The sequence below is a fragment of the Paenibacillus sp. FSL R7-0345 genome (assembly GCF_038595055.1).
GTDB lineage: Bacteria > Bacillota > Bacilli > Paenibacillales > Paenibacillaceae > Paenibacillus_AQ.
Genome location: NZ_CP152002.1, coordinates 6,702,167 through 6,714,797, shown reverse-complemented (window position 1 = coordinate 6,714,797; position 12,631 = coordinate 6,702,167). Strand labels below are relative to the sequence as shown.

The following is a 12,631-nucleotide window of genomic DNA, read 5'->3' as shown; positions in this document are numbered from 1 at the left end:
GGCGAAAGTCTACTACAATAATCAGTAACTGTAAAGGCGGACGAACCGGTGTCCTGCCTGATGAGACGAACCTATTTGAGAAGGAGTGAACGCCAAGTGAGCAGCATGTTTTGTTTTCAGTGTCAGGAAGCGGCGAAGGGTACAGGGTGTACCATCCAGGGGGTATGCGGCAAGACGAGTGAGGTAGCCAATCTTCAGGACCTGCTGATTTATACGCTTAAAGGAATCTCCATTTTCGCACGCAAAGGCCGGGAGCTTGGCATGACCGACTCCGTTACCGATAAATTCATTATAGAGAGCCTGTTTGCCACAATCACCAACGCGAATTTTGTTCCTGAGGCCTTTACATCCAGAGTACGGACGGGACTTCAGCTGCGAGACCAGTGGAGCAGCCGGCTGAAGCTGGCCGGAGCGGCAGCAGAGCTTGCGGATCATGATGCGGCCATCTGGAGCGCAGAGACAGACGAGGAGCTGATCGCCAAGTCGGAGACGGTAGGCGTTCTGGCGACGGAGAATGAGGATGTGCGTTCCCTGCGCGAGCTGCTGACCTACGGGCTGAAGGGAATGGCGGCTTACATGGAGCATGCAGCAGTGCTGGGCTTCGGGGATGCCGGATCACATGCTTTTATGGAAAAAGGCCTTGCTTCCACGCTTGATGACAGCCTGAATGCAGGTGAGCTTACCGCTCTGGTTCTGGAATGCGGCAAGTTCGGCGTTGACGTGATGGCTCTGCTGGACCAGGCCAATACAACGACTTACGGCAACCCGGAAATCACCAAGGTCAACATCGGTGTAGGCCATAACCCGGGAATTCTGATTAGCGGACATGACCTGAAGGACATGGAGGAGCTGCTGAAGCAGACGGAAGGGACAGGGGTGGACGTGTATACCCACAGCGAGATGCTGCCGGCCCACTACTATCCGGCCTTTAAGAAATACAGCCACTTTGTCGGCAACTACGGCAACGCCTGGTGGAAGCAGAACGAGGAGTTTGCCAGCTTCAATGGTCCGATTCTGATGACTACCAACTGCATCGTGCCGCCAAAAGACAGCTATAAAGACCGTCTGTACACCACAGGCAACACCGGCTTCCCGGGGGTACAGCATATCCCTGCGGATGCAGATGGCAAGAAGGATTTCTCGGCGATTATTGCCCAGGCCAAGGGCTGTGCGGCTCCGACCGAGATTGAAACCGGCGAAATTGTCGGCGGCTTTGCCCATGCTGCGGTGATGAACGTGGCTGATCAGGTGGTTGAGGCGGTGCAGACCGGCGCGATCAAGCAGTTCTTCGTAATGGCCGGCTGCGACGGCCGGATGAAGAGCCGTAATTACTACACGGACTTCGCTTCCGAGCTGCCGGGGGATACTGTTATTCTTACCGCAGGCTGTGCGAAGTACAAATATAACAAGCTTGATCTCGGTGCGATTGGCGGTATTCCGCGTGTGCTGGACGCCGGCCAGTGCAATGACTCCTATTCCCTGGTCGTTATTGCCCTCAAGCTGAAGGAAGTATTCGGTCTGGACGATGTCAATGACCTGCCGATTGCCTACAACATTGCCTGGTATGAGCAAAAAGCGGTAATCGTGCTGCTGGCCCTGCTTCACCTGGGCGTCAAAAACATTCATCTCGGACCGACGCTCCCAGCCTTCTTGTCGCCTAACGTGGCTAAAGTGCTGGTTGATACCTTCGGAATCGGCGGCATTACCACGGTTCAGGAAGACATGGAACGGTTCATGGCCGTTGTGTAATTCATAGTTATGTGAAAAAGCCTATAGCTGCGCCCCGCCGGATTTCGCCGGGGTTGCTATAGGCTTTTTGGTGTTCCGGCTTATGGAAGCCGGTAGAATGCGAACGGCTCGCCGCTTCTGAAGGGACGGCTGGCCTGCTCCAGCCGCTCCAGCGTCTGCTTGTCCAGCTCAAGTGCAGCACTGGGCAGGTTCTGCTGCACCTGCACCGCGCGCGTAGCGCCGACAATGACGGTGGATACGGCAGGCTGATGCATCAGCCAGGCCAGAGACAGGGCGGTAGGAGTGGTGCCGAGTTCTGCCGCAATCCGGCTGACTTCATTGCCCAGCTCAATCCGCTCAGGGCTGAGGAAACGGCTGAAGTTCGGATCGGTCTCTACGCGTGACCCGGCCGGAGCAGCGCCGCTCACGCTGTATTTCCCGGTCAGAATGCCGCCGGCCAGCGGGAAGTAAGGAATGATGCCCAGGCCCTGATCCAGGCAGAGCGGCAGCAGCTCGATTTCCGGTGTCCGGTCGGCCAGTGAGTAGCTGCACTGGATTGAGGTGTACTTCATATAGTTCCGCGCTTCGCTGATGCCCAGTGCCTTCATCAGCTCCCAGGCGGCATAATTGGAGGCGCCAATATAGCGGACCTTCCCGGAGGAGACCATATCATCCAGGGTGCGCAGCGTTTCATCAAGCGGAGTATAAGGATCGAAGGTGTGAATCTGGTATAGATCCACATAATCCGTCTTCAGGCGGCGCAGGCTGCCTTCCAGCTCTTGCATCAGATGGCGGCGCGAGGAGCCGCTGCCGTACGGCCCTTCGGCCCGCGGCAATCCAGCTTTAGTAGCGAGTACGGCATCCTGCCGTCTGCCCTCAAGCGCTAATCCGATGATCCGCTCCGATTCCGTGCCGGCATAAATATTGGCGGTGTCGATAAAGCTGATGCCCTGATCCAGGGCGGTATGGATAATCTCAACTGAGGTTTTTTCATCAGCCCGTTTGCCGAAGGCATTGGTTCCAAGGCCGAGGGCGGATACCTGCAGCCCGCTGTTGCCTAACCGGTTAAACTTCATGCGTGTCACTCCTCTGAAGGGTTTATTGGCGGATTCAGCTTCCCGTCCGCAGCGAACAGCTCAAGCGCAGTATCAATGAGCAGCCTGACGGCAATGGAGGCCTCCTCCAGTGAATGGACGGCAATGTGAACATCGCGGTAAGCATCCGGAGACAGCCCGCGGATCATTACATTGCCGGGCGGGGAGAGCAGCGACAGCTCGGACAGCACGCCGACAGCCAGTCCCTCTTTGATCATGTTGAGTGCCGTGCTGTAGCTGTTAACCACATATTTTACATTAAGCTTACTGTCAGCCCGCCTGAATAAATCAACCACCGGAGGCTCATAGCCGGCTTTGCAGATCATCATTGGTTCCTGCTCCAGGTCCTTTACATGGACTATTCTCTTATGACCCAGGGGATGCCCCTCGGGCAACACGGCGTACAGCTTCTCCCGGAACAGCGGAATCGTCTCAAACTCCTCAAGCGGCGGAATGATCAGTCCGGCATCAATCTGGCGGGTCTCCAGCCATTCCTTCACCTCGGCCACTGAGCCCTCATGTACAGAAATGTCTATTCCCGGATACCTGTTCGTGATCGAACGGATGATCTTGGGCACGAAGTAAGCGGCCGCTACCGGAAAAGCCCCAATCCGGATCAAACCCTGCTCCAGGCCCTTTTCAGCAGAAACCTCCTGCTGCACCTTATTGAACCCGCTGAGGATTTCCCGGAAAATAATCAGCACACGCTTGCCCACTTCGGTTAGCATGAGGCCGCTGCGGCGGTCACGCAGCAGCAGCTTGACGTCCAGCTCGGTTTCCAGTGCGGAAATGGCCCGGCTGACTGCCGGCTGGGTCATATTCAGCTCCTGGCCGGCTTTGGTGAAGCTGCCGGTTTCGGAAATTTTGACAAATAAGAGGATCTGATTATTGTTCATATCAAATATGCTATGCCCCTCATGATTATTATGCATTTCAATTATGAATGTGTTTATTGTATCATTTGAAATGAAAATGATACAAGAGGTGAAAACATTGTCTCAACGTAATCGAACGATCGCATTGCTTACTTTTCTGGTGATTGTCTGGGGCATCAACTGGCCCTTGTCCAAAATTGCCTTAATCTATGCTCCCCCGCTGCTGTTTGCCGGTATCCGTACCGTAATTGCCGGAATCATTCTGATCATAGCGGCACTGCCGAAATGGAGGCAGCTTGAGTTCCGGCGGCTGTGGCCGGTCTATCTGGCTTCGGCGGTACTCAGCATTGTCTTTTATTACGGATTCCAGACAATAGGCCTGCAATACGTTCCCTCCGGCCTGTTCTCGGCCATTGTCTTTCTGCAGCCGGTGCTGCTGGGCATCTTCGCCTGGATCTGGCTCGGAGAAAGCATGTACGGGCTGAAAATATTCGGCCTGCTGCTCGGCTTTGCCGGAGTTGCCGCACTCAGCATCGGAGGTTTTACCGGCAGCATTTCTGCCGCAGGTGTGCTGCTGGCACTGGCCAGCGCGCTGTGCTGGGCGCTTGGTACCGTATATATGAAACGGAATGCGGCGCGGGTGGATATGCTGTGGCTGACTGCGATGCAGATTATGATCGGCGGAGTCATTCTGCTTGGGGCAGGTTCGGTCACGGAAAGCTGGGCAGCTATTACCTGGAGCGGCGCTTTTATTGCGGGCACGCTGTTTATCGCCGTATTCGTAATCGCTCTCGGGTGGATGGTCTACTTCAAGCTGATTAATGAAGGAGAAGCCGGGAAGGTAGGCTCCTTCACCTTCCTGATTCCGCTGATCTCAATCGGTTCCAGCGTAGTGCTGCTGCATGAACAGATCACGCTTAATCTTATTGCGGGGATGGTGCTCATCGTTGGCAGCATTCTGCTGGTGAACGTGAAGCTGGGGCGTACGCGGCGGCTGAAGCATTCCGGCTAAACCGGATATAAACATAGAAAGAGCCTGCAGACTGCCTCCGGACGGCATTCTGCAGGCTCTTTCTGTTTAATCAGGTCTGGTTTCTCAGCCGCAGGCTCTGGGCGGTAAAGACGGCTTCTCCTGCCGGTGCCGTGAACTCAGCCGCATATTCACCAATGGATATCCGGGTACCTTCGATTTGGCACACGCTGATCTGGTGGCCGGCGGTAAGTGCGGTCTGCCGGTCTGCTGCTCTGGTTTGCTGTACCGAAATGGAGTCACCGGCCTCAACCTTAGAGCCGCTGCATAACGATTGTGTCATCAGGAAGCGGACATCACCCGCTGCCAGGAGTGTACTGTGCAGAACGCCCTCTCCATGAATAAAGATGCTGCCCCCGGACCGGAGCAGACAATTCTCCGCCTGGGCGAGATCAAGCCGGACATTACCCTCATGCATGTGTAGAACCCCGTCACGAAGCTCCTCCAGCAGATCGAGGAAGGTAACGAGCACAGCATCATTAATGAATTCGGTGAACTGTCCGGGGTGCAGAAAAATCTCCAGCATATGCTTCAGCTGCCTGGTGTCAACAGGGGCAGCCGGCCCGTTCCCGGCAAGCAGCTCCTGCAGACCCTTCATCAGGCCGGGGAGATGGGCGTATTTGCCCTCCAGCAGGAGCAGCACGACCAGCCCGTACTTCACAGGCTGCTGACGGGAGCGGAGATTCTCCTCCAGCATCAGGGCGGCATTTCTGAGCAGCATCAGCTCCTCCATCAGCTGACTCGGGAATTGATGCAGCCGGTGCTGTATTGCACCACAGTCGCCGCAATAAATGTGGCTGTCTGTAACCTTGCCGCGGATGACTACACTGCCGGTAGCGGCAATGACGGCATGACGGACGTCGCCGGATATGTATACGTTTCCTAATACTTCTATAGTACAGTGATCCGCGATTCCGTCCGGGGCTATTACATCTCCTGCGAATAGAACAGGACTGTCTGCTGATGTCATGCTCTCCTGGATGATATGGGTTTCCGGAAAATCAATGCTCATAGTCCGGGTTCCCCAGCCTGTAATCCGCGGCCGTCCATCGCGGAGTGCGACAATTTCGCCGCCCGGGAGCAGGGAATAGCAATCAGCAGGCTTCAGGGTAATATCCTCCGGCCGGGGCGGTGGCAAAATGCTGCCGTGCACATTGAAGCCGGGCCTTCCTTCCTGCGGAGGCAGCTTGCGGGCAAGTATCCCGCCTGTCCGCGCAGAAGGAATCTCCGGATAATCAGGAACATCGTCATCAGTCCCGGGCAGCCTGGCCGGCAGCTCCAGCCGGCCGTCTATTCCAGGCAGCGGCGGCTTGCCCACAGCGATACAAACCGGAAGATAGGTCGGATTATTCAGCTCGGCATACAGGGCAGGAATGTTGAGATTAGGCATAAAGGAGCTTGAGGAGAAGTCGGCCAGGATCTGATTGACGGTCAGCCTGGACAGGAGCAGATCATAATTCGGCTCTGCCCGGACACAGACCTGGGCCGAGGCGGGGCAATTGACCAGCTTCCAGGCATACTTTTCAACCCGGTAGAGTGTAAAATAAGCGCTTAGCCCGTCTTCAGACACGGTAATCTGGTACTGCGGCTTCTCGCTGATTTCCCAGCTCAGCTGGACAGATGAAGTGATGGCGGCAGGCTCATTTACTTTGATCCGGTTAATCTTGAGGACAACGGGGTGAAGGGCAGAGATAACGGCAGCCTTGCCGCCGGGTAAGGGAGGAGTGATAAAGATCTGGTCGTTCTGCACGATGACCTTTCCGTTCTTCTCCTCATTGCCGGGTGTCCCGCTAAGCGGCCGGGACTGGGCGGAAGAATACGTTGAGTGGTCAGAGCTGAAGGAAGGCCCGGTGCTGAACGCATGCCGTGGCTGTTCAAGGGTGTGATGCGGCATTGTTTTAACCTCGCTTTTAGAATGATCCGAAACCGGCAGCCTGGCAGCCATGAATGCACATAGCATTGTTAGGCCCATTGCTTTGCGTCCTGCCCTTTCAGACAGTTTGCCTTTATACATGAGACATTGATAAACATTCAGCCTGAGGTCATTTATTGGGTCAGAGTTGACAATAAAGATTCATAACTGGTGCTATAGTACTGAATTTAGGCACTGCTGCAAATAAGCTTAATTTTAATACTTGTGCAGCGAGTTTTCAACTGTAAATTCATCCGGAAAGTGCAGCTGAAGTACGGTGTGCAAGCCGGTAATGGGTCTTTATCTCCAGTCAGACGCCGGGACATAAAAAACTATAAAAAAAGGGCCCTCCCAAGCTTACAGCTTGTGGGAGAGTCCTTTGCTGCCGAGGCGGATACTGCGGGCCGCTTCGCCTCTAACCGGCACGGGCGCGGCGGAAACGGCCGCATAATCGGCCTGTTCAATTACATCAAGCACCCGGTTCAGGTGAGAAAAGACGGCGCCGAGATCACGGATCGCGGTCAGCGGGCATTCGGCCTGCAGCTCCGAGAACCAGGACAGCTGCAGCTCGCGCGCCCGGCGCAGGCATTCCGGCAGCTGGCGCCGGGCTTCGGCATCAGACAGTGTTCTGGTGCCGTACAGGGCGATGCAGTCAGCTGCTGCGGACAACACCTCGTTCATCCGGTCCGAGGCAGCGTAGTGGGCAGGCAGCAGGGTAAGCTCTTCGGCAATCTCCTGAAGATAAAAGTGAACCTTCTGCAAATGCGAAGTAGCCTGGACCAGCCCGCGCATATCTTTACGGCAAGGATAGTGCGACAGCGTGTGCAGCAGCTCCTTCTGCAGGCTGCTGCTCTTCGCGAGCAGTCCGCCGGAGCGTTTCAGCATATCACGGGCAGGCTCGCCGTTTCTGCCGCCGGCAGCGAGTCTGCTTAAAGAATCAGCCAGCAGCAGGCTTCCTTCAAGCGCCAGACCCTTCACTTTAGCGAAGCCCTTCGGCGGGACGACAATGATATTAATCAAGAGGGCGATGAGTACACCGATCAGCGTTTCGGCGAGCCGCCATACGACATAATGGTCATGGTAGAAGGTGAGTGCAAGCACGGCAGTTACGCCAACCTGCGAGACAGCCTGGATATTAATCCGGCAGGCGGTGGCGACGCCGATGCCGATCAGCAGAATCAGCAGGATGGAGACAATGCTGATATCCATGAAGCGGCCGACAACCAGGCTGACTGTTCCGCCAAGCACAATGCCAAGCAGGCGGTAGCAGCCTTTTTCCAGTGAAGCCTTCACTGTGCCCTGAGTGATCAGAATTGCAGCCAGCGGTGCAAAGTATAGGTAATGGTCGCCATAAAGGCGGTGGACGGCCAGCCAGGAGAGGGTAGCGGCCAGTGTAATCCGTATCATATAAAGGGATAATCCAAATTTTTCAAGGCGTTCCTGTAACCCCTCGTTCATTTCAGTCATCTTCTTTCGTAAAAAGGGAAATTTTCATAGCTGTTTCAGCCGTTTTCATTATAGCATCTCAAAGCGGGCGTGCCGGGCCGATATTTTACGAAGTTGTTAAGATTAGGTCTGAGTGTTTACATTGTTCGTTATCGCATATATGGGATTCATCCGATATGCTATATAATATGAAATGTTGTCGAAGCAGGGGCGGAATTGTCGGTACAGGCGGGGCTCCGCCGGTAGAAGCCGATTGTGCACTGTAAGATAAGGGTAAAATAGGTTGTATTACATAAGGTAAGGAGGTTGTTAGCTATAGCTACCCCGGAAGGCACTATTATTTCTTTTGACCAGGTTACTAAGCAGTATGATGATGAGGAGGCCGTGTTAAAAGGCGTCAGCTTCGAAATCGAACGCGGCAAATTCTATACACTGCTGGGCCCCTCCGGCTGCGGCAAGACGACCATTCTGCGTCTCATTGCCGGCTTTGCGGAACCGACGGAAGGCTCCATTTATCTGAACGGTAAAATGATCAACCACATTCCCGCTAATGAGCGTCAGGTTAATACGGTATTTCAGGACTATGCCCTGTTCCCGCATCTGAACGTATTTGAGAATGTGGCCTTCGGTCTGCGGATCAAGAAGCTTAAAAAGGATGTTATTACTCAAAAGGTGCAGGAAGCGCTGCGCTTCGTCAATCTGGTCGGCTACGACCAGCGTGCAATTAACGAAATGTCGGGCGGCCAGAGACAGCGTGTGGCCATTGCCCGTGCGATCGTTAATGAGCCGCAGGTGCTGCTGCTGGACGAGCCGTTGTCAGCACTTGACCTGAAGCTGCGCACCGAAATGCAGTATATCCTGCGGGAAATGCAGCAGCGTCTTGGCATTACGTTTATTTTCGTTACCCATGACCAGGAGGAAGCGCTGGCGATGTCGGACTGGATCTTTGTCATGAACAAGGGGAAAATCGAGCAGAGCGGCACGCCGAACGATATTTACGATGAGCCGATCAACCGCTTTGTCGCTGACTTCATTGGAGAGTCGAATATTGTGCCGGGCGTGATGATCGAGGATTATCTGGTGGAGTGGGGCGGCCACCGGTTTGAATGTCTGGATGCCGGGCTGCGGCCGAATGAATCGGTAGAGATTGTTATCCGCCCTGAGGATCTGGAAATTTCCACACTTGAGCAGGGTAAGCTGAAGGTGCGTGTCGACTCCCAGCTGTTCCGCGGCGTACACTATGAGATCAGCTGTTATGACGAATCCGGCCACGAATGGCTGGTGCACTCCACGCGCAAAGCGGAGGTAGGCAGCGAAATCGGGCTTTATTTTGACCCGGAAGCGATTCATGTTATGCGCTTCGGCGAAACGGAGGAAGAATTCGACAGACGTCTGGAAGCTTACGGCGAGGTAGAGAGCCATGAACAATAAGGGCCGTTCGTATTATCTCATCCCTTATTACTTATGGATCGCCCTGTTCGTCATCGCACCGGTGCTGCTGGTTATCTATTATTCCCTGTTTGATCTGGACGGAAATCTTACACTGGATAACTATGTGAACTTTTTTACCCCGGTGTATATGAAAATGATGCTGAACTCCTTCTGGTACGCGTTCCTGATCACGGCCTTCTCACTGCTTGTTGCGTATCCTGCAGCTTATCTGCTGACCCGCACCAAGCATAAACAGCTGTGGCTGCTGCTGATTATCCTGCCGACCTGGATCAATCTGCTGCTGAAGACGTATGCGTTCATCGGGATTTTCGGCACCTTCGGACCGGTTAACAGCCTGTTTGATGTTCTGGGGATCGGGGAGCAGCAGATTCTGTTCACCGGATTCAGCTTTGTGTTTGTATCGGTGTATATTTTCATTCCCTTTATGATTCTGCCGATCTTCAGCGCCCTGGAGGAGCTGAATCTGTCGCTTGTGGATGCTGCCCGCGATCTCGGTGCTTCCGGATGGACGACGTTCCGCCGGGTTATTTTTCCGCTGACGATCTCCGGGGTGCGCTCCGGCTGTATGGCGGTATTCATTCCGGCGCTGTCGCTGTTTATGATCACGCGTCTCATCGCCGGCAACCGGGTTATTACACTGGGCACCGCTATTGAGCAGCATTTTCTCGTTACGCAGGACTGGGGCATGGGCTCAACCGTTGCCGTGTTCCTGATCGTAATTATGGCGCTGTTCATGCTTCTGACCGGCAGCTCGCGGAAAGGAGTGCGGCATGAAAAATAAAAACGGAATCGCCAACATCTATCTGGTCCTGGTCTTTGTGGTCCTGTACGCTCCGATCTTCTACCTGATGTACTATTCGTTCAACAGCGGCGGTACGATGCATAAATTCGAAGGCTTTACACTCGATTATTACCGTGAGGTGCTGCAGGATACACGCCTGATCATTATTGTGATCAACACGCTCGTTATCGCGCTGCTCTCCTCCTCAATCGCTACTGTGATTGCAGTTATCGGGGCATTAGCCATTCACCGCAGCCGCAGACGGCGTTCAAAGAACGCTTTACTGTCGCTGAATAACGTCCTGATCGTCAGTCCGGACGTTATTATAGGGGCGTCCTTTCTGATCCTGTTCACGATTGCCGGCATTCAGCTTGGCTTCACTTCGGTCCTGCTCTCCCATGTGGCGTTCAGCATCCCGATTGCCGTACTGATGATCCTGCCGCATCTGCAGGAGATGAGCCCGACGCTGACCGATGCGGCCCGTGACCTCGGGGCCAGCCGGATGAGTGTTTTGACCAAAGTTATTCTGCCAATTATCAAGCCGGGGATTTTCAGCGGATTCTTCATGGCGCTGACTTATTCCCTGGATGACTTTGCAGTAACGTTCTTCGTAACGGGCAACGGCTACTCGACGCTCCCAGTGGAAATCTATTCCCGGGCACGGCAAGGGGTATCGCTGTCGATCAACGCATTGTCGACGCTGATCTTCCTCTTTACCATTCTGCTGGTCGTCGGTTACTATTTCCTGAATCAGCGGAAGAGCAAACCGTCCGCCGCAGTAGCGGAGCCGGTTGCAGAAGCGGGGGTGCCTAGATGAAACAGCTGGTAAATGCTTTTCTGGCGATCCTGCTGGTCGCCTTCGGGCTGATGTTTCTTGCAATGCGCCTGAACTCGGCGGAAGGATATAGCGGCGGCAATACGCTGACGATCTACAACTGGGGCGATTACGTGGACCCTGAGCTGCTGGAGCAGTTCCAGGAGGAGACCGGCATTACGGTTATCTACCAGACCTTCGATTCCAATGAAGCGATGCTAACCAAGGTGGAGCAGGGCGGGACGGTATTCGATGTGGTGATTCCTTCCGACTATGCCATTGCCAAAATGCGCGAGGAAAACCTGCTGCTGCCGCTAGACCACAGCAAAATCCCGAATCTGGCCAACATCGATTCCCGGTTCATGGACTTGTCCTTCGATCCGGGGAATGTATACTCTGTGCCGTATTTCTGGGGCACCGTAGGGATTATCTTTAATCCTGAGATGACGGGGGACATCGATTTCAGCAGCTGGAACTCCCTTTGGGACAGCAGGCTGAACAACAGCATCTTCCTGGTGGACGGAGCCCGCGAAGTCATGGGGATGGCGCTGAACAGCCTGCATTACTCGGTTAACGATACCAACGAGGATCATCTGCAGGAGGCACTGTCCAAGCTGAACAAGCTCTCGCCTAACGTCAAGGCAATTGTCGGTGACGAGATCAAGATGCTGCTGGCTAATGAAGAAGCGGCTGTCGGGATCGTCTGGTCCGGCGATGCGTCCGAGATCATGGACGAGAACGACAAGCTCGACTATGTCGTGCCTGAGGAAGGCTCGAACAAGTGGTTCGACAACATGGTCATTCCGAAGACGGCAGCCAATGTAGACGGCGCGCACCAGTTCATCAACTTCATGCTCCGGCCTGAGGTCGCAGCCCAGAACGCCGAATACGTAGGGTATTCCACCCCGAACGTTCCCGGACTGGCGCTGCTGCCGGAGGACATCTCCGGCGACGAACGCTTCTACCCGCCTGCAGAAATCACCGACCGCCTCGAGGTCTACGACAACCTCGGCAAGCGCATGCTCGCCCATTACAACGAGCTGTTCCTGAAGTTTAAGATGAATAAGAAGTAAGGGTGATATGGCTGGATAAACAGGCGCCTGATCGTGGTATGGACCGCGGTTGGGCGCTTGTTTGCATACCCTGAAACGGAAATCTGCACGCTGCTGGTCAACTGCCAGTTAGTTAGAGTAAGTTAGAGTAATTAGTCCGTACCCCGTACCCCGGCACTTTGAATGTGCTGGATCGAACTAAGTGTAAAAACGTCACCTAATTTTGCTTAAAACCACGAGACGGAGAATCTAGGTGGAAAAAGGACACTTCATTCAGCCGAATTCGCTCCCACAGAGGCATATTGCCCAAACTAAGTAGCGATTTTCCACTTAATTACTCAAAAGTTACTCTACAGGGCTAAATAGGTAGCTTTTTTCCACTTAGGTGTTGTTGGTAGTGTGTGGATTGCATACGGCGGATTGCGGTTGGGTAGTGGTGTTATAGCT

Annotated in this window: 10 protein-coding genes and 1 riboswitch; of the genes, 6 read left to right on the top strand and 4 right to left on the bottom strand. The window is 54.2% G+C overall.

Going from position 1 to position 12,631, the window contains the following annotated elements:
- The first annotated feature begins 105 nt into the window (after positions 1–105).
- A complete protein-coding gene (hcp, locus tag NST84_RS29080) occupies positions 106–1,749 on the top strand; it encodes a hydroxylamine reductase (RefSeq protein ID WP_342566551.1) in 1,644 nt (547 codons plus the stop codon).
- An 80-nt stretch (positions 1,750–1,829) separates the two neighbouring features.
- Here hcp and NST84_RS29075 read toward each other — a convergent pair whose 3' ends face one another.
- Positions 1,830–2,804 (bottom strand): aldo/keto reductase, encoded by a 975-nt coding sequence (locus tag NST84_RS29075; protein ID WP_342563479.1) that lies wholly within the window; start codon positions 2,802–2,804, stop codon positions 1,830–1,832.
- Positions 2,805–2,809: 5 nt separating this feature from the next.
- On the bottom strand, positions 2,810–3,718 hold the full coding sequence (locus tag NST84_RS29070) for a LysR family transcriptional regulator (RefSeq protein ID WP_342563478.1): 909 nt from the start codon (positions 3,716–3,718) through the stop codon (positions 2,810–2,812).
- A gap of 76 nt (positions 3,719–3,794) precedes the next feature.
- Here NST84_RS29070 and NST84_RS29065 point away from each other — a divergent pair, with 76 nt between their 5' ends.
- On the top strand, positions 3,795–4,709 hold the full coding sequence (locus NST84_RS29065; RefSeq protein WP_342566550.1) for a DMT family transporter: 915 nt from the start codon (positions 3,795–3,797) through the stop codon (positions 4,707–4,709).
- Between the two features lie 70 nt (positions 4,710–4,779).
- Here NST84_RS29065 and NST84_RS29060 read toward each other — a convergent pair whose 3' ends face one another.
- Entirely contained in the window at positions 4,780–6,672 is a 1,893-nt protein-coding gene (locus NST84_RS29060) for a flagellar assembly protein A (RefSeq protein WP_342563477.1), read from the bottom strand.
- Positions 6,653–6,742, bottom strand: a riboswitch (cyclic di-GMP riboswitch). (Overlaps the previous gene by 20 nt.)
- A gap of 254 nt (positions 6,743–6,996) precedes the next feature.
- Positions 6,997–8,046, bottom strand: a complete 1,050-nt coding sequence (locus NST84_RS29055) for an FUSC family protein (protein ID WP_342563476.1) — start codon at positions 8,044–8,046, stop codon at positions 6,997–6,999.
- Positions 8,047–8,391: 345 nt separating this feature from the next.
- Here NST84_RS29055 and NST84_RS29050 point away from each other — a divergent pair, with 345 nt between their 5' ends.
- Genes NST84_RS29050 through NST84_RS29035 form a run of 4 tightly spaced genes read left to right on the top strand, consistent with a single transcriptional unit; the run spans position 8,392 to position 12,205 of the window.
- The gene (locus NST84_RS29050) at positions 8,392–9,516 is read left to right on the top strand and encodes an ABC transporter ATP-binding protein (RefSeq protein ID WP_342563475.1); all 1,125 of its coding nucleotides are present in this window, start codon (positions 8,392–8,394) and stop codon (positions 9,514–9,516) included.
- Positions 9,506–10,318 carry an ABC transporter permease gene (locus NST84_RS29045; protein ID WP_342563474.1) on the top strand — a complete coding sequence of 271 codons (813 nt, stop codon included), beginning with the start codon at positions 9,506–9,508 and terminating at the stop codon, positions 10,316–10,318. The genes NST84_RS29050 and NST84_RS29045 overlap by 11 nt, the downstream gene beginning before the upstream one ends.
- A complete protein-coding gene (locus NST84_RS29040) occupies positions 10,308–11,135 on the top strand; it encodes an ABC transporter permease (RefSeq protein WP_342563473.1) in 828 nt (275 codons plus the stop codon). Before NST84_RS29045 ends, NST84_RS29040 begins: the two co-directional genes overlap by 11 nt.
- Positions 11,132–12,205 carry an ABC transporter substrate-binding protein gene (locus tag NST84_RS29035; RefSeq protein WP_342563472.1) on the top strand — a complete coding sequence of 358 codons (1,074 nt, stop codon included), beginning with the start codon at positions 11,132–11,134 and terminating at the stop codon, positions 12,203–12,205. Before NST84_RS29040 ends, NST84_RS29035 begins: the two co-directional genes overlap by 4 nt.
- Positions 12,206–12,631 lie beyond the last annotated feature (426 nt).